This window comes from Neptunicoccus sediminis (genome assembly GCF_001719615.1).
Classification (GTDB): Bacteria; Pseudomonadota; Alphaproteobacteria; order Rhodobacterales; family Rhodobacteraceae; genus Amylibacter; species Amylibacter sediminis.
This window is the reverse complement of sequence record NZ_MDVX01000011.1, coordinates 254,987-280,040: the sequence shown is the minus strand read 5'-3', so window position 1 is coordinate 280,040 and position 25,054 is coordinate 254,987. Positions and strand designations below refer to the sequence as shown.

At 58.0% G+C, this 25,054-nt stretch carries 20 protein-coding genes; 6 read left to right on the top strand and 14 right to left on the bottom strand.

Features of this window, described 5'->3' with window-relative positions:
- Position 1 precedes the first annotated feature (1 nt).
- The 5 genes from BFV97_RS12420 to BFV97_RS12400 all read right to left on the bottom strand — a co-directional run bounded on the left by BFV97_RS12420 (position 2) and on the right by BFV97_RS12400 (position 6,958).
- Positions 2–1,462, bottom strand: a complete 1,461-nt coding sequence (locus BFV97_RS12420) for an amidase (RefSeq protein WP_083225623.1) — start codon at positions 1,460–1,462, stop codon at positions 2–4.
- A 124-nt stretch (positions 1,463–1,586) separates the two neighbouring features.
- Positions 1,587–2,600, bottom strand: coding sequence for a TAXI family TRAP transporter solute-binding subunit (locus BFV97_RS12415; protein WP_069300680.1), 1,014 nt, complete (start codon positions 2,598–2,600; stop codon positions 1,587–1,589).
- A gap of 35 nt (positions 2,601–2,635) precedes the next feature.
- On the bottom strand, positions 2,636–4,525 hold the full coding sequence (locus BFV97_RS12410; protein ID WP_069300679.1) for a TRAP transporter permease: 1,890 nt from the start codon (positions 4,523–4,525) through the stop codon (positions 2,636–2,638).
- Positions 4,522–5,034 carry a MarR family winged helix-turn-helix transcriptional regulator gene (locus BFV97_RS12405; RefSeq protein WP_069300678.1) on the bottom strand — a complete coding sequence of 171 codons (513 nt, stop codon included), beginning with the start codon at positions 5,032–5,034 and terminating at the stop codon, positions 4,522–4,524. The genes BFV97_RS12410 and BFV97_RS12405 overlap by 4 nt, the downstream gene beginning before the upstream one ends.
- A 247-nt stretch (positions 5,035–5,281) precedes the next feature.
- Positions 5,282–6,958 (bottom strand): amidase, encoded by a 1,677-nt coding sequence (locus tag BFV97_RS12400; RefSeq protein ID WP_069300677.1) that lies wholly within the window; start codon positions 6,956–6,958, stop codon positions 5,282–5,284.
- 205 nt (positions 6,959–7,163) lie between these two features.
- On the opposite strand from BFV97_RS12400, the gene BFV97_RS12395 reads away from it, so the two are divergent.
- The 4 genes from BFV97_RS12395 (at position 7,164) to BFV97_RS12380 (ending at position 9,579) form a co-directional block, all read left to right on the top strand.
- Positions 7,164–7,802: a DUF998 domain-containing protein gene (locus tag BFV97_RS12395; RefSeq protein WP_069300676.1), complete on the top strand. Its 639-nt coding sequence runs from the start codon at positions 7,164–7,166 to the stop codon at positions 7,800–7,802.
- A 101-nt stretch (positions 7,803–7,903) separates the two neighbouring features.
- Positions 7,904–8,851 (top strand): mechanosensitive ion channel family protein, encoded by a 948-nt coding sequence (locus BFV97_RS12390; RefSeq protein WP_069300675.1) that lies wholly within the window; start codon positions 7,904–7,906, stop codon positions 8,849–8,851.
- Between the two features lie 178 nt (positions 8,852–9,029).
- A complete protein-coding gene (locus BFV97_RS12385) occupies positions 9,030–9,188 on the top strand; it encodes a YqaE/Pmp3 family membrane protein (RefSeq protein WP_069300674.1) in 159 nt (52 codons plus the stop codon).
- Positions 9,160–9,579 carry a DUF4112 domain-containing protein gene (locus tag BFV97_RS12380; RefSeq protein WP_069300673.1) on the top strand — a complete coding sequence of 140 codons (420 nt, stop codon included), beginning with the start codon at positions 9,160–9,162 and terminating at the stop codon, positions 9,577–9,579. The genes BFV97_RS12385 and BFV97_RS12380 overlap by 29 nt, the downstream gene beginning before the upstream one ends.
- 36 nt (positions 9,580–9,615) lie before the next feature.
- Here BFV97_RS12380 and BFV97_RS12375 read toward each other — a convergent pair whose 3' ends face one another.
- The gene (locus tag BFV97_RS12375; protein ID WP_069300672.1) at positions 9,616–12,645 is read right to left on the bottom strand and encodes an efflux RND transporter permease subunit; all 3,030 of its coding nucleotides are present in this window, start codon (positions 12,643–12,645) and stop codon (positions 9,616–9,618) included.
- Between the two features lie 10 nt (positions 12,646–12,655).
- Positions 12,656–13,708, bottom strand: coding sequence for an efflux RND transporter periplasmic adaptor subunit (locus tag BFV97_RS12370; RefSeq protein WP_069300671.1), 1,053 nt, complete (start codon positions 13,706–13,708; stop codon positions 12,656–12,658).
- 391 nt (positions 13,709–14,099) lie between these two features.
- On the opposite strand from BFV97_RS12370, the gene BFV97_RS12365 reads away from it, so the two are divergent.
- Positions 14,100–14,654 (top strand): TetR family transcriptional regulator, encoded by a 555-nt coding sequence (locus BFV97_RS12365; protein WP_083225622.1) that lies wholly within the window; start codon positions 14,100–14,102, stop codon positions 14,652–14,654.
- Here the strand turns inward: BFV97_RS12365 and dddP are convergent.
- From dddP to BFV97_RS12340, 5 genes are all read right to left on the bottom strand, one after another.
- Positions 14,651–16,000 carry a dimethylsulfonioproprionate lyase DddP gene (gene dddP, locus BFV97_RS12360; protein ID WP_069300669.1) on the bottom strand — a complete coding sequence of 450 codons (1,350 nt, stop codon included), beginning with the start codon at positions 15,998–16,000 and terminating at the stop codon, positions 14,651–14,653. The genes BFV97_RS12365 and dddP overlap by 4 nt on opposite strands.
- A 149-nt stretch (positions 16,001–16,149) precedes the next feature.
- The gene (locus BFV97_RS12355) at positions 16,150–17,451 is read right to left on the bottom strand and encodes a TRAP transporter large permease (RefSeq protein WP_069300668.1); all 1,302 of its coding nucleotides are present in this window, start codon (positions 17,449–17,451) and stop codon (positions 16,150–16,152) included.
- Positions 17,444–17,923 carry a TRAP transporter small permease gene (locus BFV97_RS12350; protein WP_245667738.1) on the bottom strand — a complete coding sequence of 160 codons (480 nt, stop codon included), beginning with the start codon at positions 17,921–17,923 and terminating at the stop codon, positions 17,444–17,446. The genes BFV97_RS12355 and BFV97_RS12350 overlap by 8 nt, the downstream gene beginning before the upstream one ends.
- 78 nt (positions 17,924–18,001) lie before the next feature.
- Positions 18,002–19,030: a TRAP transporter substrate-binding protein gene (locus tag BFV97_RS12345; RefSeq protein WP_069300666.1), complete on the bottom strand. Its 1,029-nt coding sequence runs from the start codon at positions 19,028–19,030 to the stop codon at positions 18,002–18,004.
- Between the two features lie 49 nt (positions 19,031–19,079).
- Positions 19,080–21,410 (bottom strand): cytochrome P450/oxidoreductase, encoded by a 2,331-nt coding sequence (locus BFV97_RS12340; protein ID WP_069300665.1) that lies wholly within the window; start codon positions 21,408–21,410, stop codon positions 19,080–19,082.
- Between the two features lie 178 nt (positions 21,411–21,588).
- Here BFV97_RS12340 and BFV97_RS12335 point away from each other — a divergent pair, with 178 nt between their 5' ends.
- Entirely contained in the window at positions 21,589–22,269 is a 681-nt protein-coding gene (locus tag BFV97_RS12335; protein ID WP_069300664.1) for an IclR family transcriptional regulator, read from the top strand.
- Positions 22,270–22,288: 19 nt separating this feature from the next.
- On the opposite strand, the gene BFV97_RS12330 is transcribed toward BFV97_RS12335, so the two are convergent.
- Both BFV97_RS12330 and BFV97_RS12325 read right to left on the bottom strand, forming a co-directional pair.
- Complete coding sequence (locus tag BFV97_RS12330) at positions 22,289–23,914, bottom strand: alkaline phosphatase family protein (protein ID WP_069300663.1); 1,626 nt, start codon at positions 23,912–23,914, stop codon at positions 22,289–22,291.
- A gap of 99 nt (positions 23,915–24,013) precedes the next feature.
- The gene (locus BFV97_RS12325) at positions 24,014–25,045 is read right to left on the bottom strand and encodes a TAXI family TRAP transporter solute-binding subunit (protein ID WP_069300662.1); all 1,032 of its coding nucleotides are present in this window, start codon (positions 25,043–25,045) and stop codon (positions 24,014–24,016) included.
- Positions 25,046–25,054 lie beyond the last annotated feature (9 nt).

Here is a 25,054-nt window from a genome sequence, read left to right as displayed (position 1 = left end):
GTCACCCGCCGGTGGCCATATGTGTTACCTTCGGGTCAATCGGTCCCAACGGCCCGCCAACCGCCAGTTCCACCGCACGGGCGGCGGCAAGCAGTCCGGCCTCTCCGCGCGGCTTGCCAATCAGTTGGATCGCAACGGGCAGGCCGCGCGGGCCGAGACCGACAGGCACGGAAATCGCGGGCAATCCTGTAACCGTTGCAAGATAGGCAAAGCGCAGCCAACCGAGATAATCCTCAAAGACCACCCCGCCCACATTGCGCACCCATTCCTCGCTCTGGGGGTGGGGCAGACAGCCGACGGTGGGACAGGCCAGCACGTCGAAATCTTCGAACAGCCCAACCATTTTGGTATAAATCGCAGAGCGCGTCCGGTGGGCGGCGGCTATATCCGCGACACCCAAGGCTTCGCCGCTGGCGATATTTTCTTCCAGCGTTTCTTTGAAGTGGGCGCGGATTTCGGGTTTGACCCCCTGCCCCATCGCCGCCCACATCAAACCGCGCAAGCTGCGATAGGCGGTCTCCAGCCCGCTCAGGTCGGGGCAGGTTTGCTCCACAACTGCACCATTGCGCGACAGCAGCGCCAGCACCCCGTCAAGATGGTCCCGAACCTCGATATCCACGGGCGAAAATCCGTTCAGATCCGGTGAATAGGCAATGCGCAGCTTTCCGTCGGCCCGCAGCACCGCATCCTGAAAGGACGTCTCGGGCGCGGGGATAGACAAGGGATAGCGCGCATCGAAACCCGCCATCGCGTCCAGAAACAAGGCGCAATCCCGTGTGGAGCGCGCCATAGGCCCCTGCGCCCCTTCGATCATATAAAGATTGTCAAAATTGCCGCTGCTGATCCGTCCGGGGCTGGGGCGCATACCGACAATCCCGCAAAATGCGGCTGGCGTGCGCAGGCTGCCGCCGTGATCGGACCCGTGGCTGAGCCAGACCTCTCCGGCGGCCAGCGACGCCGCCGCCCCGCCAGAAGAGCCGCCCGCGTTCAGTGTTGTGTCCCACGGATTGCGGGTCGGACCGAAAACATCGTTAAAGGTGTTGCCCCCCGCGCCAAATTCCGGCGTGTTGGTTTTGCCAACCACGATGCCACCGCGCGTCTCCAGCCGTGTCACCAGAGGGTCACTGGCGGCGGGTATATTGTCGGCCAGCCTTCGGGTGCCAAAAGTGGTGCGCACCCCCTCAACCGGAGTGAGGTCTTTAATCCCCAGCGGCAGCCCGCCCAGCCAGCCCGCACGATTTGCGTGCTCAATGTCCAGATCGGCCGCCGCTTTGTAGGCACGGTCAGGGCAAACCGTAGGGGTGGCGTTGATCGCAGGGCTGACCGCTTCGATACGCGCAAAACTTGCGTCCAATAGCTCCGCAGGAGAGACTTCCTTGCGTTTCAGCAGATCGACCACCTCATAGGCTTGGAGGGACAACAGCGGATCGCCGGTGAAATCTCTGTCTGTGGTATCGTCCATGAAGTCTCTCGCGTTTGTGTCGTTCGGGGTTTGTCAGTATGGGCGGCAGGCGATTATGTGCGGTTATAACGGGTCTGACCTGCGCCCTGCCAGTCTGGCACCGGGCGCAGGTCGGTCGATTGGATCAGTCCGCTTTGCCAAAGGTCACGGGCTCGGGAATTTCCCAACCCATCTCGCGGTAGTAGCGTTCCGCGCCAGGGTGCAGGCGGCTTGCAATCTGTTGCAAAGCATCTTCCTTGCGCACGGTCGAGGGCATCCAGATCGCCGTTTCATGGATCTCTGCGATGTTTTCCCAGATTGCCTTTGTGACCTGATAGACCACCTCTTCATCCACATGCATTCCGGCAGAGAAGTTGACCACAGCCCCGTGGGTACGGGCATCGCCGCCCATCTGATTGCTGCCGTAGGTGTCTGCGGGGATGGTGTTGACCGTGCCACCGGTTGCTGCGTTGATGGTCAGCTTGTCAATATCCACGTCGAGCATGCGGATTTTCTTGGTCAGCGCAAATTGCTGGATCGGCGGGCTTGGCATATTGGTGGGCAGGATGATCACGTCGATCTTGTCGTCCTGAAACGCCTGAATTGCGGCATCAAAGCCAAAGGTCTGAACGTCCATCTCATCCGCTTTGATCCCGGTTGCGGCCTCGATATTGCGCAACACCACGCTTTTCGCAGCCCCGCCCGGAGGTCCGGCAAACACCGTGCGTCCTTTCAGATCGGCAAGCGTTTCGATACCGGAATCTGCCCGCGTGACGTAATGATACGGCCCGATCTGGTAGGCAAAAATCATGCCGATGTTCTTTTCCAGCTCCGGCGCGTTTTTCATGTTTTTGAAAGGACCGATGTTTTCTGCCATCAGCCAGTTGATCGTGGAGGACCCGAAAAGAAAGTCCACTTTCCCCTGACCCGCATCAACCATGTGTTTGGTCGCCGCCCCAGTCGCGCGAACCTGAAACTCCACATCATCAACGTGTTTGTTAACCACTTTTGCGATGGCTGTATTTACCACAAAAGGCGACATGCCCGGTGCGGTGGATGTGACTTTGTAAAGATCAGCGAAGGCGGCAGTTGCGGGCAGCGAGGCTGCCAGTAATCCGGCCAACGTGACGCCTTTTGCTTTGGTTAGAATATTCTTCATTCAAGTTTACTCCCGTTGCTTGATGTCAAAAAAGTTCAGTGTCTCAGGGGGACTGCGGGTGCTGTCGTTTTGGAAAACAGCCCCACCGCAAGGGTCGCGATAACCGCAGGCGCCCAGATGTAGATCAGCGGCATCATTGCAGCGGCCCCCACCACCAGCCGGATGCTGCGTTGACCGGTTCCCAGCCGTCCCAAGCGCGGATCGGCCCCGCCCAAAGCACTGGCCAGCATCCAGACCGCCGCGAGCAACCGCAGGACCGTGCAGGCAAATTCCACCCATGAAAATCCGTCTGCCACCAGCAGGATCGACGGCGAATAGACGAACACATAAGGCACCACCAGACCGATCACCGAGATGCGCAGGGCAACAAAGGACGTGGCCAGCGGATTGCCGCCCGCTATCGGCGCAGCCACGTAGCATCCATAGGCAATCGGCGGCACGATAGAGGAATAGACCGCGAAATAGAGCACGAACATATGGGCTGCAATCGGCTCTACGCCCGCTTTGATAATGGCCGGGGCAATCATGATCGCAATGATCAGATAGGCGGGCAGGGTCGGCAGCCCCATTCCAAGGATCAGCGCTCCGAACATGGCAAGGATCAGTGCAAGGATCAGGCTGCTCTCCCCCGCAGCGGCGATGGAAGTTGCGAACCGGATCGCCACGCCTGTTTCATTCACCCCAGCCAGAACGATGCCGATCACGCCGACCGCCAGAATAATCTGCGCCGCACTGACACCCCCGTCCGCAAACGCATGGACGATCCGCTTCGGCTCTCGCCGGAAATCAGGGTTCAGCAGCGCCCCCATAATGATCGCAGTAACGAGGCCGAACAGACCGGCCATTGCCGGGCTTTTGCCGGAAATAAAGGCCACCATCAACGCCCCGATAGGCACGAAGACCAGCGCGGAATTCAGCCAGTCCCGTTTGGTGATCTGGGGGATCTGGTCTTCTGGCAGGTTCTTGATGTCCAGGCGGATCGCCTCGGCATAGACCTGTGCGAACAGGCCGATGTATTTGAACAGCGCAGGGATCGCCGCCGCCGCCATAACCATCACAAAGGGCATGCCCACCAGATCGGCCATAACAAACACCGCAGCGGCCATGATCGGCGGCGTCAACTGCCCGCCCGAGGACGCGGCGGTTTCAACCGCCCCTGCAAAGTTCTTGGAAAATCCCTGCCGCTTGATCATCGGAATGGTAAACACACCGGTCCCTGCAATATTGGCGGCGACGCTTCCGCTCATCATGCCAAAGACGGCCGAAGCTACGATGGCCGCATGGGCCGCGCCGCCGCGAATTCGGGCGGTCAGGGCGGTGGACAGATGGATCAGACTCTCGCCCGCGCCTGTCCGTTCCAGCACCGCACCGAAGATCAGAAAGATAAGCACATTATCCGCCACCAGTCCGGTCACACGACCAAACACCCCGTCAAAGGAATACCAGCCGATCTGCATGAAACCGGCCATATCCATACCAAAATGTTCCAGAATGCCTGGCATATAGGGACCGGCAAACCCGAAGAGCACAAAGACCACGGCCATGATCGCAAGGGACACGCCCCAAGCGCGGGTCGACAGCACGAGGATCGCCAGCATACCTGCCAGCCCTGCCACAATATTTTCAGGGGTCGCGGTGAAAAATCCGGTATAGAGTTCTTCCTTCACGCGGAAAAACCAGATGGCCGAGTAAAGAAATGCCAGCACCAGACCCAGATCAAGCGCCCATCCCAAACGGCCCATCCGCCCCTTGTCAGAGGTTAGCGCGACCACCGCAAGGCTGATCGCCATAACCCCGAAACGGGCGTTGGCCTCGTCAATGACAAAAAACGCGATGACCGAAATGATGAGCAGTGAAAACACCACAGCCAGAGCCCGACCGAACGACTGAAGCGGGTTGGCAGGGGCCAGCGGTGTGTCGGTCATGATTTCAGGTCCTGTTTGGCTTTCAACAAGGCGGCGTTATGGGCAATCATCACATCGAGCAGACGGTAGAGTTCCGCTTGTTCTTCGGGTGACAGCACAGAGGCCATTACCGCGTTGCGCTCTATGGTGAAGGGAATGCAGTTGTTGTGCAGGTCGCGGCCCTCTGGCGTAAGAGAGAGTTCCGTCTGCCGCTTGTCCGCCGCACAGGGCTGGCTGATCAGCAAACCCCGTGAAACCAGTTCCTTTACGATACGACTGAGCAATCCGTGATCTGTTACCAGAATGTCGCGCAGTGCACTTGTCAGCATCGGTTCATACTCGGCCACCAGACCGATAACCCGCCACTCCGACAGGTTTACACCGAGATGGTTGCGAAAGTGATGGGAGCCGTTTCTTTCGTTAATCGCGGCGAGACGGGAAATGCGAAAGCTGAGAGCCTCTGAAAGATTCTCAATCGGGGACTCCCCGGTCATTGGTGCGGTGTCGCTGGTCAACTTATCTTTCGGCATTTCCCGTCCTCCTGATTAACATGTGTACCATATTGCGTGACAATGTCACGTAAATTCAGTGACAATGTCACTTAAAAAGCAGGACGAGGACGGTTTCTCTTTAGAATCCGTGCGATAGCTAGGTCGCCAGATGTCAGGATCTTAAGGACTTGAGGCTTTCCGGCACTGCGCTGATGTCTGCATTGGCACAGCGCAGGGAATCACGCGGGGATGCGTGACGGTTCTGTTTATAATAACTGAGGCGGTGTCAGAGTGGGGGCGGCATGCGGTAGGGTCCGGTCCGCTCAAAAGCGCAGGCGTAGGACAGCAGGGCATTGTCGGAATAGGCGCGTCCCGCAAAGGTCAGACCTGCGGGCATATGGATGTCGGACATCATGCCCATTGGAACCGTGACCGTCGGGATACCCAGATGGCGGATCGCAAGATTGCCATTCGCCACCCAAACCCCGTTTTGCCATGCCTTTTCCGCAGATTCCGGTGTCACATCCGCATCGGCCGGACCCACATCCGCCACCGCCGGAAACACCACAGCATCCAGTTCCAACCCGTCCATCCAGTCTTCAAGATCCGCGCGTCTGATCGCTTCCAATCCGCGCAAACCTTCTTCGATCAACGGTATGTCAAGAAAGCTGTCCACCGGATAAGTCCGCGCATGGGCTGGATAATCTGCGATGTCATCTTCAAAACCAGTGTAGCGGTCCGGCAAGGCCCCTTCAGGTGCGGGGAAGATTTGCGATCCGTCCACCGCTGCCAGATCGGGAATCCGCGCATCCCCGTTCGCTTTCAAGAAATCATCCCACGCCCAAGCCGACAGATCGGCAATCTCCCGTTTCAGATACCCCGCAGGCAGCAGGTCACGGGTGGTGATCTTGGGCGCGTCGGGGCGATCCCCCTCATAGTTCGTCACGGCTGGAAAATCGACGACGACAACCTCTGCGCCCTCTGACTGAAGCGCCTTGCGTGCGGCATCCCAAAGGACCATGACAGACTCTCGTGTGCGGATTTTCCGGCCTGTCGGCCCCCCGATGCCACCGCCTTGCGCCGTACCCGCCAGCGGGTCCGCGTTGATATACATGGCAGGCACGCCAAAGCGTTTTCCGCGCAAAGCCCCCCCTGCCAGTGCTGCATAAGAGTCGGGCCGGATGTCAGAGGCCGCTGGCAGAGGCACCCAAGGCTGCCGCCGCCACAGGTCGCCGCGCGTGTCCGGATCATCAGCTACCAGAACATCAAGCAGTTCCAGCATATCCGCCATGCTACGGGTGTGGGGCACCACCACATCCATCGTGGGCACCAAAGGCCAGTTGCCACGCACTGAAATCACCCCGCGACTGGGAGTATAGGCGCACAAACCGTTGTTCGCCGCAGGGGCACGTCCGCTCGACCATGTTTCTTCCGCCAGCCCGAAGGCGGCAAAGCTCGCAGCCGTCGCGGTGCCTGATCCATTGGACGAACCCGATGCAAATGCCGCCGTCAAATACTGCGGATTATAAGGGGATTCCGCCCGACCAAAGAGCCCCCTCTGCATACCACCATTGGCCATCGGCGGCATATTGGTCAGCCCCAAGAGGATCGCGCCGGCCCCGCGCAACCGCGAGATGGCAAAAGCGTCATCCTGTGCCACAAGATTCGCAAAGGCAGGGGATCCGGCGGCCACCGTCAACCCTTTGACCTTGTAGCTGTTCTTTGCCGTATACGGTATCCCGTCAAGCGGCCCGAGACAGCGCCCCGCCTTGCGGCGTGCATCAGAGGCTTGCGCCTCTTGCAGCGCATCAGGGTTGAGAACCGGCACAGCATTCAAACAGGGTCCGGCTTGGTCGAGCCTTGAAATCCGGTCCAGATAGGCGGACACCAGTTCGACACTGGTGGTGGTTCCGTTCGCTAGCGCAAGACGCAAATCAGCGATGGAGGCTTCGACAATATTCATGGACTGTCCTTTGGCGCGGTTATCCTCTGGCCAACGTGCTACACCAAAAATCGCGCCGAAACAGCGCAATTTCCATTTCCAAGACCACAATACGGGAACCAATTCCCGACACCGCACGTTCTTTTGCAAAGCAGACGGGAACACGGCAGGACACCAAACCCCCTGACGCAGTTTCAACCAGCACAAACAGGCGAGGGCCCGAGCCATGTCAGATGAAGCCACGACCCCGCAGGTTCATGACCAGCCAAGATTTCTTATCGGCCTTGGTGCTTTCGCCATTTTCGGCTGCGCCGTGCTTGGCCTGTCGATCCTTGTGGCTGATTTCGTCGTTCCCGATCACGACTGGATTGCAGACACGATCAGTGACCTTGGCGCGGGCAAATATGAATTTATCGTCGATATTGGCATCTATGCCTTTGCTGCCGCGCTCATCGCAATCGCATTACTGTCCGCCCATGTGCATCTGGGCGGTTGGGGTTGGAGCCTCGGGTCCGCAGGCTTCGCCCTTCTGGGATTGATCGTCTTTCTGATCGGCGCCCGCAATGAATACGGCGACAGTGACAAGGATGGCGTGGTTATCCATATTTATCTTGTCTACGTGCTCGGGGCGCTGATGACGCTGATCCCCCTTTTGATGGCGAAAGGTGCCTATCGCGCGGGCCGGTTTTACGGGGTGATGCTGATCGGGGTCGCTGTTGTCTGGACGATCTCAGCGCCGGTCTTCTTTTTTCTGCCCACCGGAATTGACGGAATTTACGAACGTTATCTTGGGCTGATCGCCATAGTTGCCGTGGTCACGCTGGCCCGATTGTTTATCGCGCGGGGACGCGCGCTCAGTCCGTGACCCCGCCGTTAAACATGGCGCGATTGATGCGCCTTTAGCGGGAATTTGCCAATCCGGACACCCAGCCTAATTCAATGAGTATCAACAGTAAGGAAACGCACATGGATGAAGTGGACACAAACCCCGGTCTTATATTTGATAAGATTGACGCTTGGCTGGATGGCCTGTTTCGATTGCTGCCCAATATTGCGGTGGCGATTGTGGTGCTGGTCATATTCTGGCTGATTGCACGGGGCATCAGTTCACTTGTCAGGCGCTATGCCGAAAAACAGGACCGGCCCAGTCTTGCCGATGTGGGCGGGTCACTGGTGAAATGGGCGATTATTATCGTCGGTGTCATGCTTGCAGTCACCATCGTCGCGCCCACAATTTCGCCCGGAGATCTGATCGCCGGCTTGGGGGTCAGTTCCGTTGCCATCGGCTTTGCCTTCAAGGACATCCTGCAAAATATGCTGGCTGGTATCCTCATCCTGCTGCGCCAGCCCTTTGAGATTGGCGACCAGATTGTGTCCGGTGGGCATGAAGGCACAGTAGAGCGGATTGAAACGCGGGCGACGCTGATAAAGACCTATGACGGGCGCCGCGTGGTGATACCCAATGCCGACATCTATACCGACAGCGTTGTAGTGAATACGGCCTTTGAAACCCGTCGTTCCGAATATGACATCGGCATCGGATGCAACGATGACTGGGACAAAGCCCGCGATTTGATGCTCAAGACCTGCGCTGGCGTGTCCGGTGTGTGCAGCGATCCGGAGCCTGAAACCATTCCGATCGAACTGGGCGATTCCGCAAATGTGGTCCGTCTGCGCTGGTGGACGAAATCCGACCGTGCAAGTCAGATTCACACTTTTGGCGATGTTCTGCAGGCCGTCTATAAGGCGCTGGACGAGGAAGGCATCGACATGCCCTACCCAACGCAAGTGCATCTGTTCCACGATCAAACCGAGGAAGTTGACGGCGACCGTGCGAAACAAAGAGAAGGTTGGCCCGCGGGTAAATCCGAGGTGCCAAAACCTGCCCGCACCGCACGGCAAGCTGCGGAATAACCACTGGCAGCCATACTTCAGACAGGGTTTCCACGCAGGGGAACCCTGTCTTTGACGTTGGGATGCACCGCATCATGCCTTGCGACTGAACATGGACGACAGCGAAATTCAATTCCACCGGAACCCGATGCCCCTTTCGTGCGTTTAATTTCCAAGGAAGTCACTTTTAGGAAGTCAAATGGACCTTATCAAAATTATCATCGCTATTCTGCTGCCACCGCTCGGCGTTTTTCTTGAAGTCGGGCTGGGCAAGCATTTCTGGCTTAACATTCTGCTCACACTTCTCGGCTATATCCCAGGGATCGTTCATGCTGTCTACATCATCGCCCGCCGTTAACCGCCCCGCCCCCCCGCGTGAGGCTGAAAGCCGCCGTGCCCGCATAGAACGGCTGGAGCGACTGGCCGACAAGCTGGACGCGCGGTTCCGCGTCTTTGGCATTCCGGTCGGCTGGGATTCCATCCTCGGGTTTATTCCGGGCGTTGGCGACCTTGTCACCGCCGGACCCGGCGCAGTCATGTTTTACGAGGCCCACAGGATCGGTGCACGCAAGCGGGCCAAGGTAAAGATCGCCGTGAATACTGGCGTGGACATGCTGTTTGGCAGTATACCACTGGTCGGGGATCTGTTTGACGTGGCCTTCAAATCCCACCGGCGCAATGTCGGGATTTTGAAACAGGAACTGGCGCGGATCGAAGCGGCAGAACACCTTGAAACAGCGCGACGCTAACCGCCGCGCTGTTTTTTTGATGAACGCCCTGCCCCGTTAACCGGCTTTGCGCGCGGTGGGGAAAAAAGCGTAATAGAACACCGGCGCTGCGATCAGGGTCAGGATCGAGGCAAAGGCAAGCCCCCCCATTATCGTCACCGCCATCGACTGGAAGAATGCGTCCCAGATCAGCGGGATCATCCCCAAGATCGTGGTCGCGGCAGCAAGGATCACAGGACGCAGGCGTGAGGTCGAAGCGCTGACGATTGATTCTTTCAGGCTCCGGTCAGGCCGTTCTGCGCGTACGATGTCGATCTCTTCTACCAGCACGATACCGTTCTTGATCAGCATTCCCGACAGGGACAATAGCCCCAACAGCGCGGTGAAGGTAAAGGGCAAGCCGGTCCCGAGCAGCGCCAGAGAAACACCGTTTACCGACATTGGCACCAACAGCCAGATAATCAGCGGCTGGCGCAGCGCATTGAACAGCAGAATGGAAATCAGCACCATCACCACAAGGCTCAGCGGCAGTTGCTGCGCAAGGCTGGCCTGCGCTTCGGTAGAGCTTTCCAGCTCTCCGCCCCACGCCATATTGTAACCCGCAGGCAGCGGCATGGTGTCGATGGTGTTCTGAACCTCGGCCTGTACCTCTGCGGCTGTCAGACCTTTGGCTACATCCGCCCCGACCGTGATGGTCAACCTGCGGTCTCGCCGCATCACCAGTGTGTTTTGCGGATCAAAGGTAAAGCCGTCAATGATTTGGGCCAGCGGCACATAGGTCTGCCCGCTTTCCGAGTAGATCAGATGGTCGGTCAATGCCAGTTCCGCATCCGGATCGGCCCGCATGACAATCGGAATCTGCCGTTCGCCCTCACGGAATATACCTGTGCGTTTGCCTTCTGTTGCAAACAGCAGCGTGCCCGTCAGATCGTCCCGCGCGATCCCCGCCTCTTTTGCGCGATCCGTAGCATAGAGCGGACGCAGCACCTGTTCCATTTCCCGCCAGTCGATCCGCGGCGCCACGATGTTGGGCGACGCCTCTGTCAGACGGGTCGCAGCCTGTTGCGCCAGTTCACGCAAGACCACAGGATCCGTGCCGGAAAAGCGCACCTGAATCGGATCGCCGCCCCCCGGCCCAAAGGCAAGCCGCTTGGCGCGGAACTCTCCCTGGGGCAGGGCCGTCGCTGCGAAATCCTGAAACTCTGCGATGAGAGGTCCGATTTTATCCACGGTTGGGGTGCGTACAATGATGTGGCCATAGCTCGGGTTCGGGTTCTCGGACTGATAGGTCAGCATGAACCGGGAGGCCCCCTGACCGGAATAGGATGTATAGGCCAACACGTCCTTATGCCCGTCGAGCCAGTCCTCCATCACACCCAGATCACGTGAGGTTTCGTGGATCGAAGCCCCCTGTGCGAGTTTGTAATGCACAAAGAAAAGCGGCGTGTTGCTGTCGGGGAAGAACTGTTGTTTCACCTGACCGAACAGCGCAAAACACACCACCGTAATGGCCAGCAACGCAGGGATCATCGCCCACCACAGGGTCAGACAAAAGCGCAGCACCTTTCCGTAGACGCGAAACAAAAGACCGCCGTAAGCATCCGTAACACTGCCGTCCCCCTGTTTGAAAAAATAATGACCCAGCAGCGGCGTAGCTGTCAGGGCCAGCAACCATGACAGCATCAAAGAGATACCGATCACTGCAAAAAGCGAGAACAGGAACTCCCCCGTTGCATCAGGGCTAAGGCCGATGCCCGCAAAGGCCATGATGCCGATAACCGTGGCGCCAAGCAGGGGAATTTGCGTCTTGCTGGCCGCATCTGCGGCCGCCTCACGGGATGTCTTGCCCTGACGCATGGAGATCTGCATGCCTTCTGCGATAACGATGGCATTATCCACCAGCATCCCCATAGCGATGATCAACGCACCAAGAGAAATCCGCTCCATCTCGATCGAGAAAATCGCCATGAAAAACAACGTGCCCACAACCGTCAGCAGCAGCGTCGCGCCAACCACAATCGCCGCCCGTGGTCCCATGAAAATCGCCAGCACCGCAACCACGATGGCAACGGACATGGCAAGGTTCACCAGAAAATTGCGAGAGGCTTCGTCCACGATAATATGTTGCTGATAAATCGGATGCAGCCCCACACCGACCGGAATTTGCGGCGCCAGCTCTGCCAGTTTCGCATCCACCCTGGCGCCGACCTCGACGATGTTTTCGCTGCTCAGACCAGCGACCCCAAGCGTGAAGGCGTCCATCCCGTCATGGCGGATGATCAGGTCGGGATTTTGTTCCCGCTGCCGCGTTACGCTGGAGAAATCACCAAGGTTCAACACCTTGCCGCCAACCCCTACAGACAGCGCGGCGATTTCTTCGACCGTATCGTCCCCTTCGGGCCCTTGAATGAGCGTACGCCCCGCCGCCGACTGGATCGAGCCGCCGTCACTGACAGAATTAGCCGCCGACAAAGCCCCTTGAATGGCGGCGGGCGGGACGTTCTGGTTCACATTCAGAACAAGGTCCGGTTCCACGTAGATGATCTCGTTTGGCACCCCGGCAAGGTTCACATCCGCTACACCGTCGACGGCCAGCAGTTCACGCCGCAGAAAGGTCGAAAGGTCGTAAACCTCTGAATCTGTGAAACCGGGTGCAGTTACGGCGTAATAAATACCGTAAACATCCCCGAAACTGTCGTTCACAAAAGGCGTGCTCGTCCCGCTGGGCAGGGTGGCATTTCCGACGCGGTTGCGCAGTTTGGTCCAAATCTCTGGCAGTTCCGCACCGCTATACGTGTTCTTCATATCGACCGTGATCCAGGACAGACCCGGCTGGTTCATAGAGCGGACTTCGTCCACTTCGGCCATTTTCTGAAGCTCGGATTCAATCGGTTCAGAGACTTCGCGCGCCACATGTTCGGCATCCGCCCCCGGGTATCGGGTCACAACCACCGCTGTTTTGATGGTAAAGGCGGGATCTTCCAACCGCCCGAGCGAGGAAAACCCCCAGAGTCCGCCCAGAAGACAGCCAAGAATGACCAGCCACGTCAGGATCGGACGCTCGATGGAACCGCGTGCAATGTTCATGATACCCGTCCTATCTTGCAAAGCCGGTGAAGCGGCGGACCCGTTCACCGTCCGCAAGCTGGTTGGCACCGCTTGCAACGATTTCCTGTCCCTCGGTCAGGCCAGAGGTTACAATAACCTCGCCTCTGGCGCCGGGCGTAATGGTGACGGGGACATTTTGCACCGTGCCGATGTCACCTTCCTGCGCCGTGAACACCATCACCGCCGGATTGCCCGCCGCATCAGTTATGACAGCAGAGCTGGGGATGACAGGCGCTTGGTCCGCGGTCGGGATCGTCGCGTAGACCGTTACAGAGGCCCCGGGCAGCACCAGCAGATCCTCTGGCGGTGCCATGCCAAGGGTAATCTGATAGGTCTGGCCAATATCGGCGGTTTCCGCCTTAAATTCGCGCACGGCCAGTTCGTATTGTGTTGTGCCAGAGGGGAATTGGGCCATCAGTTTGATGTCTTCCTCTTTTCCGGCGTGCTGGAACAGCACTTCGGGCACGTCGATTTCAATCCGCAGATCGGACATATCATGCAAGCGCACCACCGGCGTTCCGGCCGCGACGGTTGCAAATTTTGCCACGTTGCGGGATGCGACCAGCCCGTCAAACGGAGACACCAGCGTCGTATTGCGCAAGGACCGCTGCGCATCGCGCAGGGCGATCGAGGTGATCTGCAACTGGGTATCCGCGTCATCCACGCTGACCTGACTGACCGCGCCGCCTTGCAGTTTCTTCAACCGCTCATAGGTGCGCACTGCCTGATCGTATTGCACCTGCGCCTGATCAAGCGCCAGTTCGTAGGGTTCCACATCCACACGGGCAATGGTTTCCCCTTGTGCGACGGTGCCCCCTTCGATCACGGGAAATTCCACAATCTGTCCGTCCACCTGAAAGGCCAGATCAACGGTTTCTTTCGCCACCACATGACCGAAAAACTGGCGCGTCTGGCCTTCGTGATCGGCGCTGACCGTCATGGTTTTGGCAATCCGGACCACTTCGTCCTGCGCTATCGAGACAGTTCCGCAAAGAGACAGCAGTATCGCGGCGAGTGTCCCGCAGTTGGCAAAGGATTTCATTTCGTAGTCCTAGAATCTAAGTGTTTGACACGTGCCGCTGACACAGCACGTCGAGAGGAATTCTGCAATCGGTCTTTCGGGCCATGTCCAGAGCAATATGCCGGTTTGGTCCGGTTCGGGCGCTCTACAGATGGGCAGGCACCCCTTAAGAGACCCTAATGAAACATAGCTTAGGTAAATCCGCCACAGTTTTTGCGGATTGCCTGACTCCTGTGGAGTCCAGAATAAGCGGTCATTCCCAGTCCTTTCGCAAAGCCGATCCGTTGCAGCGGTGCCACCTTCGCGCATTATCCCGCCGATGGATCCTCCGTGCCATATACCGGATTTGACTTATGGATCAAGTGTTCCGTAAGTAGAGCTCAACACAAGTATTTGATCACGGAGAAACAGGATCGACCCACGCCAACAACGCACTCAGGATGCCCTGCTCGGGGCGCTTGACGAATTGCTCGCCGAGAAACCGTTCCGCGACATCAGCGTCAGCGATCTTGCGCGGCGTGCGCGGATCGGGCGGCAGACCTTCTACCGGCATTTTGACAGTATCGGCGCAATGCTCGAACTGCGTTTGAACGCTGTTTTGTCGGGACAAATGGAATGGGCCGCTGCAAATGCCGAGAACCTGTCCCCCCAGGAGTGGTCCTACAAAGTGCATCTTTTCGCGTTTGAGCAGGTGGCCTCCCTGCCCCATATCGCCCACGCCATCCTAAGCGGGGAAGCGGGCAAAACTGCGCTCGGGTCGTTTCAGGACCAGATTATTGCCCTGCGCGATGCCTTGCCCGCTGCCCCCCCGCCCTGTGGCACAGCGGAGTTACAGCAGTTCCTGCCATCGTTTTACGCCGGTGCCATTGTAAGCGTCCTGTTGAAATGGGTGGAGTCCGGCTGCACCCCTGACGCGGCGACAATGGCCCGCTTCATGGCGCAGATGACCGGATCGCAGAAAGCTTAGGACGGGTCCGTGCCTGCAAGTACGGGGTCGAACGGATAGGTTGTCAGGTTCTCAAACCCGTCCTCTGTTATAAGCACCTGATCTTCCAGCTTGATGGAAAAATCCCCGGCCTCGGGGCTAATCAGCGCCTCAACGCAGAGGGTCATACCCGGCTCAAGAACATAGTCAAAGGCACCCGCAACGGCGCGGTCCGGATAGGCGATCAAGGGCCATTCGTCACACAGCCCCACCCCGTGCATCAGACAACCGTATTTGCCCGCTTGGTACTGCGGGTCAAGCCGGTGCGACTGCGCGATAATCTGCGAAATCGGCACCCCCGGCCCCAGCAGCGCCATATTTGCGCGGATATGCTCCATCCCGTGTTGCATCGCTGAAACCATGTCAGGGCGCGGTTTTGCATCCCCGATCCACCAGGTCCGGCTGATGTCCACGCAGATCCCGTAGCTTCCGATCAGGTCAGTATCAAAGGCGACAATTTCGTTGTTCTGCACGATCCGCCCGCCGCATTCCTGAAACCAAGGATTGGTGCGCGGGCCGGAGGTCAACAACCGCGTTTCAATCCATTCGCCGCCGCGCCGGATGTTCTGTGCGTGCAGCACGGACCAGATATCATCCTCTGACATATCCCCGCGCGGAACGCCCGCACGGGCGGCCTGTTCCATCGCATTCACCGCAGTCTCGCAGGCGTGGCTGGCACAGCGCATCGCCCTAATCTCGTCCGGGCCTTTCACAGCGCGGCTCTTTTCGGTTAGTTCCTCACCGGGAAGGACCTCAATCTGCTGGGCCTCAAGCGCACGAAGACCATGCAACATGATCTTATCCACCGCCAGCCGCCGGTTCTGGGGCGCATGTTCTGCCAAGAGAATGCGCACCTCGTTTGCAAAGACATCGGCGGCCACATCCACCTTGTCACCGCGGTCGAAATAGAACAGATCCGCACCGCTGCGACGCTCCTTCACAAGCGGATTGAACGCGCTAAGAAACGGGGAGTTCTTGTAGTCCCAAATTACCATATATCCGTCGGCACAGAGCAGCACCGCACGAAACGGATTGTGGGTGTTCCAAAGCTGCATATTGGTGCTGTCGGTGGCGTAGCGGATGTTGAGCGGATCAAAGACCAGCAATCCGGCGTAATCGCGATCATTGATGAAACGGGTCAAACGTTCCCAGCGGTATCGCCGCATCGCCTGCAGATCTGGCAGCAGCAGTCCGGCGGACTCCCATTCCCGATAGGCCAGTGGGGTCGGGCCAATTTCAACGCGGTTCGCATCATTCGGGGTATTATCCCCGAGTAGGGCGCCGCGCGACGGGTCGATCTTGCGGTTGTCTCTGAAATGCTGTTCCACCGGCGCCTCCGCTCCCTGCCCTGATCCCGAGCATGGTGCAAAAGCACGATAGTTCCTGAAACTTTTGCGACTGCAAACTGCCTGTTGGCGTCAATCCGGCCTGACCCTTGCGGGTTCATCCAAGCGCAGGTTTCGGGTCAGAAACCGCGCTAAAACGCCATACCGGGCAGCCAGAGCACAAGTGCAGGGAAGGCAACCAGCAGTCCGAGACGCAGGAAATCCGCAAGGATAAACGGGAAAATCCCCTTGATGATCGTGCCAAGCGGAATATTCCCCGCCGCGGCCTGTGCCACAAACAGGTTCATGCCGATGGGCGGGGTAATCAGACCGATTTCCGCAACCGTCACCACAATGATCCCGAACCAGACAAGATTGAAATCCAGTTCCAGCGCCACAGGTGCCAGCAGCGGCACCGTCAGCAGGATCATGGACATCGCATCCATGAAACAGCCCAAGATTACATAGAACACAAGGATCAGGATCATCACCTGATAAGGTCCCAAACCGGAGGTGTGGATCATCTCGATCAGCATCTGCGGCAGGCCGGTGTTTTCAAGGAAAAAGTTGAACAGCGAAGCACCAATCAGGATGAAAAAGATCATCCCCGTCAGGCCGGCTGTTTCAAACACCGAGGCACGCATCGCATCAAAGGTCAGTTCGCCGGAAAACAGTGCCAGCACAAAGGCACCCACCGCGCCAACGGCGGCGGCCTCTGTCGGGGAAAACCAGCCAAGGTAAATCCCGCCGATCACCAGCGCGAACAACAGGACCACCTGCCAGACCTTGCCAAGAAACCGGATGCGGTCCGGCCAGCTTGTCCGTTCGGCGGCGGGGGCGATTTCAGGGTTGAACCGCACCCGTACCAGAATGGCTCCGGCATAGAGCAAGGCCCCCAGCAGGCCCGGAATAAGAGCGCCGATAAACAACTGTCCGATGGAGCTTTGTGTCAGCAGACCGTAAATCACCAGCAGCACCGAGGGCGGGATCAACACCCCGAGTGTGCCCCCCGCCGCTACAGTGGCCGTTGACAGAGATGGATCATAGCCGTGTCGTTTCATCTCTGGCAGGGCAACGCGGCCAATGGTGGCAACAGTTGCCAGCGACGATCCACAAATCGCCCCGAAAAACGCGCTGGCCCCGACGGTGGTGACGGCCAGTCCGCCTTTGCGGTGGCCGATGAATGAATTGATCACATCAAACAGGGAGCGGGACAGACCCGCGTGGGAGGCAAACACCCCCATCATCACAAACAGCGGTATGACGGAAAAGGAATAAGGAAAAATCGATTCAAACGGCGAAGACCCGAGGATATAGGCCGCGCCCATCCAGCCGTTCAGATACCAGTAACCGACACCGCCAATCACCCCCATCGCCACGGCAACAGGTGTGCCAAGGGCGATCAACCCCAAAGCCGCGGCAAAACCGATCAGGCCGAGAACTGCATCACTCATCTGGGGTCTCCGGTGCGGTGTTGGTGAAAAGGGAAAGCGGAATTGCGAGCAGCGACACTGCCAGCCCAAGCAGCAGCGGATACCAGTACCACGCAATCGGGATGCCCAACTGCTGGGATCGGTCCCCGAACATGGTGCGGGTTTCAAAGGTCAGATAGCCCTGCCACAACATCAACGCCACCAATCCAAAGGCCAGCACCGCCGACATAAAAGCGAGGGGCAGTTGTATGAAACGGGGGGCGTTGGTCAAAAGCAGATCGACACTGACATGGGTGGCAGTCGCAAAGGCGAAAGGCATCACCAGCCATGCGCCCGTGACCACGAAAAGCTGTACCAGATCCACAACGCCTGTGATCGGAAAACCGAACCGTCGCCCGAGTACATCTGCCACTGTCACAAGGGCTGCGATGCCATAGGCCAGAACGCCAAGAACGGCGAGTCCATCAATCAGCCGGCGGGCTGCGGTTTTCACAAGGTCCAAAAGCCACCCCTTTCAAGGAAACAGCCAGCGCGACAGGATCGCGCTGGCAAAGGTTTTACGGTTTGCGGATCACTCCGCTTTTTTCGCCTGAAATTCTGCGATTTTGTCTTGCATCGCTTGATAGATTTCATCGGCATTTTCAACACCGGCGTCTTTGACGGATTGCAGATACTCTTCCATCATCGGCTTCAGAGCTTCCCGCCATTTGGCCCGTTCCTCGTCCGACAATTCGGTGATTTCATGACCTGCATCAATCGCGTCCTGACGGCCCGGCACGTCCCAGGCATCCCACCAGTCACCGAATTTTGCAACCAGATCGGCACCGGAATGCTGGTCGATACAGGACTGTGCTTCGCTGCTCAGCTTGTCATAGGAGCGCTGGTTCATCACGTAGAAGAACGACACCGTATAAGCGCCAAGATCAAGGTGGTAGTTCAGCACCTCGTTCAGACCGAAACTTTTCACCGGATCCCAAGGGAATACTGTCCCGTCGATCACCCCTTTTTGCAGGCTCTCGTAAACTTCACCAGGCGGCAGACCTTGCGGATCGGCCCCCAGATGGGACAGCATGGCAGATACCGCAGGGCTTGGTGTGCGGATGCGCAGACCGGCCATGTCTTCCATAGTTTCGACTTTTTTCTTGTTGGTGTGCAGCAAGCCGCCGTTATGGGCGTGCAGGGCAAGAACCTTCAGACCGCGATATTCTTCGGCCAGATATTCAGGAAACAGTTCCCAAAGCGCATAGCTGGCAGCAGCCGCATCATCGGTCAGGAACGGCATGTCGATCAGGGACGTGCGCGGAAAGCGGCCGCGCGGTATGCCGTGCAGACCGTGGGCGATGTCAACCACACCGGCCATGACCTGTTCCTGCTGGCGGGCCACATGGCCCATCTGCGTACCGGCGGGGAAGATTTCAAACTGCACTTCGCCGTTTGTGCATTCCGTGACCTGCTCGGTCCAAGGTTTGATAAAGTCAGTGTGGAGCCCGTGAACAGCCGGAAGATAGTGGCTGATTTTCAGCGTGGTTTCCGCCTGCGCGGTTGTTGCAGTGACTGTCGCAAGCGCCAGTCCGGCGAGTAATGTTTTTTTGAGTGACAATTTCAGTTCCTCCCTATTGTCGGTGGGTCGTTGTTACAAGTCTTTAAAATTACAGGGCGAGCTTTAGCTTGCTACCCTTCGCGCGAGAACAACATGTCATAATCCGCTTATTCTCGCTCCGCTCGGTTCGTGTCAACACCATATCGCGGTGGTCGATGTCGCCTTCCAGCACCGCAACCTCGCAAGAGCCGCAAAGCCCCTCGCGACAGTCACAGGCAATGTCGATGCCCGCCGCCAAGAGAGTATCAAGCAGCGTCGTATCATTGGCAACCTCCAGCTTTAGACCGGAGTCCACCAGCTCCACCGAAAAGGCGCTTTCTTTGTCGGGGTCCAGTCCCGCGTTGGAGGTGCTGAAATGCTCAAAGTGGAAGGTGCCTTCGGGCAAACCCGCTGTCAGATCCTCCAGAGCACGCAACAGGCCCTGCGGACCGCAGGCATAGATTTGTGCGCCTTCTCCCAGTCCTGCCACCATCGCGGGCAGGTCCATAAAGGTGTTTTCACCATCACAATACAACGTCAGCGCCGCGCCGTGATCCGCCTGCAACCGCGCAGTAAACGCCATGGTGGATGATGCACGGCCTGCATAATGCAGCTCATAGCTGCGGCCTTCGGCTTTCAGACGGTCGGCCATAGCAAGGATCGGGGTGATCCCGATGCCACCGGCCACCAGCACGTAATGGGCCGCATCCGGGTCAAGGCGGAACAGATTGGACGGTCCGCGCAGTTTTATCTCATCGCCCGCTTTCAGCGTCTTATGGATATGGCTGGAACCGCCCCGCCCCGCATCTTCGCGAAGGATGGCCACCTGATAGCTGTCGCTGTCAGGATTGCCGCAGAGGGAGTATTTGCGATCGAATTCACCGACGCACAGTTCGATATGGGCGCCAGCGCTCCACTTGGGCAAGGGGCGCCCTTGGGCGTCCTCTAGCGTCAGACCCAGAATGCCCTCTGCCTCTTGCCGGACCTCGGCCACACGCACTTTTCGGGCAATATCCCGCCGCGCCGGTGCGCCAACAGTAAAGTCGCGCCGCGTCTCAAGAACAGAACGGTCCTGCCGTTCGGGGTTTTGCGCAGGATCCCATTCCACCCACAATTCATCCGGTCCACGGAAAGAGGTATTCGGCAGATAGCTGAAAGACTGCTCTGACAGTTGCAGATGGGGCAGACGGCGGGTCATTTCCTCAAGGAAGATCCGCATTTCCATTCGCCCGATATTCTTGCCCATACACTGATGCGCCCCATAGCCGAAGGTCAGATGATCCACCGCATTGTCGCGGTAGATGTCAAAGGTGTCTCCGTCCTCAAAGTGGCGTTCGTCCTGATTACCCGATGCCTGCACCACCAGCAGTTTCGCGCCTTCGGGCAAATCAACCCCGCCAAGTGTGGTCGGCGTGCTCGTCTGTCTGCGCCATGCAACAATAGACCCCGCATAGCGCAGGCATTCTTCTACGGCATTGGGAATCAGGGAGGGGTCAGCACAAATGTCATTCCATGCCTCGCGGTGGGTCAGCAGGGTCTTGAACATATTGGCCGAGGCCAGAGAGGTGGTTTCATGGGCGGCGACAATGATCGCCATCATCATCGAATGAACGTAGCTGTCTGTCACCACCTCGGGCATTTCCGCGTTCATGCGGATGGTGTGGTGCATCCAGCCTGTGCCATCCGGTTCGGCCCGCATCTTTTCGATCACCTGCCCTGCATATTGCCAGAACCGGCCAACATCATGGGCAACTTCGATCTGCTTTTCATCTGTAGGCTTGCCCCAAGTGTTCACCGAATGGGCGAGAGAGAAGGATTTAAGCGTCTCGATCTCGTCCTCGGGGACACCAAGGAAATGCAGCGCTACCAGCAGCGGCACCTCGTAGAGCATCGACTCTACAAGATTGCTGCGCCCTTCGTCGATAAAGGCGTCGATCTTTTCGCGGGTCAGGCGGCGCACCATATCCTTGTGCTTTTCTAGCTCTGCCGGAACGAAATGATCCAAAAGCACGCGGCGCCGCTCCATGTGGGCGGGTTCATCCTCATTCACCAGCGTTTTGTTCATTCCGTAATTGTAGCTTTGCAGAACTTCCATCGCCTCCGGTGTGGCAGGCGTAATCTTTTCCAGCACGTTTTTCGGCGAAAACAGGATCGGGTCGCGGAATACGGTTTTGATGTCATCGTAGCGGCTGACCACCCAATAGCCGAGTTCGGGCGCATAAAAGACCGGAAGCTGGTCCCGCGACCAGCGCAGCGCTTCGGCGGGGTCAACCTGATAGGCCCCCTCAAACGGGTTAAAGGAGCGGGCAAGCTCGGCAGGATCACCCATCGGGCAGGTTTCTTGCTTTGCAGCACCGGAAAACGGGCAGCCTGCCGCGACTGGTTTAGCTGTGTTGGTCATTGTTGCGCCTCCTCTTCCCCTTCGGGTGGGAACGAAATAAACGAGCGGCGCAAGGGGATCAATAGCAAATAGTGAAAAAGATGTTACATATAGTGCAACATGATCTTGTCGTCTGGACAATGACGCCTTAATATAGTTCTTCGCCACCGACGGCTTAACCAAGGATTGCAACACACCCATGTCCACTGGCAAATTACAAACGCTGGAGCGGGGAATCGCCCTGCTGCGTCTCGTCTCGCAAAGCCCCGAAGGTATCCGGATCAACGAACTGGCAGAGCAACTCGGGCTGAACCGCCCTACGGCCTACCGCATCGTTGCGACACTGGTGGATCAGACAATGGTGCGCCGACTGGAGGACGGGCGGATTGTGATGGGTGTGGGTGCCTATCAGCTTGGCGCACGCTCTTCGGACAGTATCCAGATGCTGGCCCGTCCCGTGCTTGAAACACTGGCACAGGCCACCGGAGCGACCGCGTTTTTGTCTATGGCCGAAGGGGATACCTGCGTGGTTGTCATGACAGCCGAGCCGCGGGACGCTGTGTTTAACATTCATTACAAACTTGGCACCCGCCACCCGATTGACCGCGGTGCTGCGGGCATCGCGATACTGGCCGCCCGCCCCGAAACTCCACAGGATTCCGAAGACATCCGCTTTTGCCGTGCCAATGGGTATAGCGTGACCAAGGGACAGTTGCACAAAGGGGCGGTGGGTGTGTCCAGTCCGGTTCAGTTGCAGGATGCAGGGCTGACAGGACTGGAGTTTTCAATCGGGGTGGTAGCGCTAGAGGCGCTTGAGATAACGCAGGCCGCCAAAGCTGTGCCGGACGCCGCGCGTCAACTTGTGGGTGCGCTGTCCTGAACCGGACGGACGGGCCGGATTATTCCTCCGGCTCGTCAATGCGCGACAGGGCGTCGTTCAAATCCTCTTGCGTTGCAAAACCGATAATAACGCCTGCCTTTGCCTCGCTCAAATAAACACCGCGTTTTTCGATTTCGGCGTGGGACATGGTTGTGCGCTGGCTGATGCGCCGGTTCCACTGGAACAACAGCCCATTCAGGCGGGCGCATTCCGTGTCATAGGCCGGATCGCCGCCCAGATCGAAAAATTCGTTCGGGTCTTCCTGAAGATCAAACAACATCGGGCGGAAACCTTCGGAAAAGATATATTTCCAGCGCCCGTCAAACAACATCGTCAGGTTGGCATCCTTCACGTCGACACCCAGATTACGGCGGGCGCGGCGGAAGGAATAGTCGTATTCGGAAATCACAAACTCCCGCAGCGCGTGAGCCTCTCCGTGTAGCAGCGGACGCAGGGATTTGCCTTCGATGATATGGCCAAGCTCCGGTCCGTCATAGTAATCGAGGATCGTTGGCACCACGTCGATTGCCTCGACCAGTGCAGTGCTGACCGTGCCCCGTGTCTGATCCGCTTGGGGTGACGGATCGACCACGATCAGCGGAATCCGCGCGGACGGATCGTGGAACAGCTCCTTTTCGCCCATCCAGTGATCGCCCAGATAATCACCGTGATCAGAGGTAAAGATGATCATCGTTTCATCCGTGATCCCCTGTTCGTCGAGAAAGCGCATCAGCTCTCCCATCTGGTCGTCGATCTGTTTGATCAACCCCATATAGGCACCAATGACCTTGGCGCGGGTGGTGTCATTGGTGAAGACTTTTGAAACGCGCTCTTCCATGAACGCACCGAAAACCGGATGCGGATCGTCCTGTTCAGCAGCATCGCGCAGAACCGGCATATGGGTCTGCGGTCCGTACATATCGTGATAGGGTTCGGGCACGATATAGGGCCAGTGGGGTTTGATATAGCTCAGGTGCAGGCACCACGGGGTATCGCCGGCCTCGCGGATGAAATCCATCGCGCGGCGGGTGATATAGGGTGTCTCGGAGTCTTCTTCAGCCGCCCGCGCCGCCTTGTCCGAATTGTCGAGGAACCAGCCGCTCAGCAGGTTGCCCTCTTCGTCTTCACCGCTGTTGGCGACAGTCTCCCAAGGGTTCTCGTCGTCCCAGCCTTTTTCCTTCATATACTCCGCGTAATTTTCGTTACGCTTGCGTTTGCGAGCACTCGGGTGCAGACCGTCGTCCCGCTCGTATGGCTCAAATCCGCATTCTGCCACCAGTGCGCCGATTTCACTGTCCGGTGCAAGGCCGAGACGTTTCATCCCTTCCACATCCGCTGACATATGCGTTTTGCCGCAAAGTGCTGTGCGCACGCCAAGGGGGCGCAGATGGTCGCCCAGTGTCATCTCCCCGACTTTGAGCGGAATGTTATTCCACGTCGACCCGTGAGAGCTGACATAGCGTCCGGTATAAAACGACATCCGCGAGGGACCGCAGATGGTGGATTGCACATAAGCGCGATCAAAGCGAACGCCCCGTTTGGCCAGCGCGTCAATATGGGGGGTGTGCAGATGGGGATGTCCGGCGCAGGACAGATAATCCCAGCGAAGTTGGTCGCACATAATGAAAAGCACGTTTTTAGCCATGACGATCCCTCGGTCTTCTGACGCCGGCCTTTTTGGTCCGGTCTTTATGTGTGATCTGGCCGGAGCATTCGGAGCTCCGGCCTGTTTCATCGGGCTTTATCAGCCTTTGGCAGCATCGGGAATTTCGATGCCCAGTTCCGTCAATGCGCGCAAGCTGCCTGGATGCAGGGGCAGGTTGATGTCCTGCACCGCACCTTGGGGTGTGACCGCACGCAACCACGGAGAGGTGTCGGATTCAGCTGCAACACCGGCGTAGAAGGCTTTGGTCATCTCATAGACCATAGCTTCATCCGCTTGCTCGTTTGTGACGATCGCCACAGTCACGCCAAGCGTGGTCACATCGGATTCATTCTGCTGGTTGTCGCCGTAAACGCCCGCAGGCAGGGTTGCCGCGCTAAAGCCCGGACGACCCACCAGTTTCTGAACCGCTTCGGTTTCCAGCTTGTCTGCCGGAATGCCAAGGAACCGGATCTTGTTGGTTACAGCGATTTGCGTCAGCGCAGGGCTCGGCGCGTTGGTCGGGTTACAGTAGACATCAAGGTTCCCGTCCTGAAATGCTGCGGTTGCTGCGTCCCAGCCGAGTTTTACCGCTTCATAATCCGTGCCCTCTTCCAGACCTGTCACAGCCTTGAACAGACGCGACATGGTTGCATAGGCCGCACCGCCCGGTGGTCCAAGGAAGACACGCTTGCCTTTGATCTGATCCAGCGAGGTGATGCCGGAATCGCCGTAAACCGCGATGTGGTAAACCCCCATCGGGAAGTTCAACACAGTGCGCAGTTTCTTTACCAGCTCAGGCGCTTGATCGATTTTCGCATACATCGCCGCCTTGTTGCGCATCAGCGCGTGAATGGCCGGAGAGGACATGCAAAAATCGCTGCGCCCCATTGCCACTTCAAGCACGTGACGGGTAGCTGCGCCTGTGGCGTTCAGCTGAATTTCATAATCCGGCAGGGATTTGTTCACCACATTGGCAAATGTGGTCATCACAAGGTTCGGACTGGTGCCCGGCCCAAGCGTGGACATGCGCAGCAACTCCTTGGCGAAGGCGCCTTTCGGCAGCGCAGCCAGCGCCGCAACGCCGGCAGTTCCGGCCAGCAGGCCGCGACGGGTCAGTGTTGTTTCAGTCATTCAAATTCC

Coding starts and splice junctions, on each gene's coding strand:
- BFV97_RS12420 (WP_083225623.1), bottom strand. CDS start 1,462: ATGGACGATACCACAGACAGAGATTTCACCGGCGATCCGCTGTTGTCC.
- BFV97_RS12415 (WP_069300680.1), bottom strand. CDS start 2,600: ATGAAGAATATTCTAACCAAAGCAAAAGGCGTCACGTTGGCCGGATTA.
- BFV97_RS12410 (WP_069300679.1), bottom strand. CDS start 4,525: ATGACCGACACACCGCTGGCCCCTGCCAACCCGCTTCAGTCGTTCGGT.
- BFV97_RS12405 (WP_069300678.1), bottom strand. CDS start 5,034: ATGCCGAAAGATAAGTTGACCAGCGACACCGCACCAATGACCGGGGAG.
- BFV97_RS12400 (WP_069300677.1), bottom strand. CDS start 6,958: ATGAATATTGTCGAAGCCTCCATCGCTGATTTGCGTCTTGCGCTAGCG.
- BFV97_RS12395 (WP_069300676.1), top strand. CDS start 7,164: ATGTCAGATGAAGCCACGACCCCGCAGGTTCATGACCAGCCAAGATTT.
- BFV97_RS12390 (WP_069300675.1), top strand. CDS start 7,904: ATGGATGAAGTGGACACAAACCCCGGTCTTATATTTGATAAGATTGAC.
- BFV97_RS12385 (WP_069300674.1), top strand. CDS start 9,030: ATGGACCTTATCAAAATTATCATCGCTATTCTGCTGCCACCGCTCGGC.
- BFV97_RS12380 (WP_069300673.1), top strand. CDS start 9,160: ATGCTGTCTACATCATCGCCCGCCGTTAACCGCCCCGCCCCCCCGCGT.
- BFV97_RS12375 (WP_069300672.1), bottom strand. CDS start 12,645: ATGAACATTGCACGCGGTTCCATCGAGCGTCCGATCCTGACGTGGCTG.
- BFV97_RS12370 (WP_069300671.1), bottom strand. CDS start 13,708: ATGAAATCCTTTGCCAACTGCGGGACACTCGCCGCGATACTGCTGTCT.
- BFV97_RS12355 (WP_069300668.1), bottom strand. CDS start 17,451: ATGAGTGATGCAGTTCTCGGCCTGATCGGTTTTGCCGCGGCTTTGGGG.
- BFV97_RS12340 (WP_069300665.1), bottom strand. CDS start 21,410: ATGACCAACACAGCTAAACCAGTCGCGGCAGGCTGCCCGTTTTCCGGT.
- BFV97_RS12335 (WP_069300664.1), top strand. CDS start 21,589: ATGTCCACTGGCAAATTACAAACGCTGGAGCGGGGAATCGCCCTGCTG.
- BFV97_RS12330 (WP_069300663.1), bottom strand. CDS start 23,914: ATGGCTAAAAACGTGCTTTTCATTATGTGCGACCAACTTCGCTGGGAT.
- BFV97_RS12325 (WP_069300662.1), bottom strand. CDS start 25,045: ATGACTGAAACAACACTGACCCGTCGCGGCCTGCTGGCCGGAACTGCC.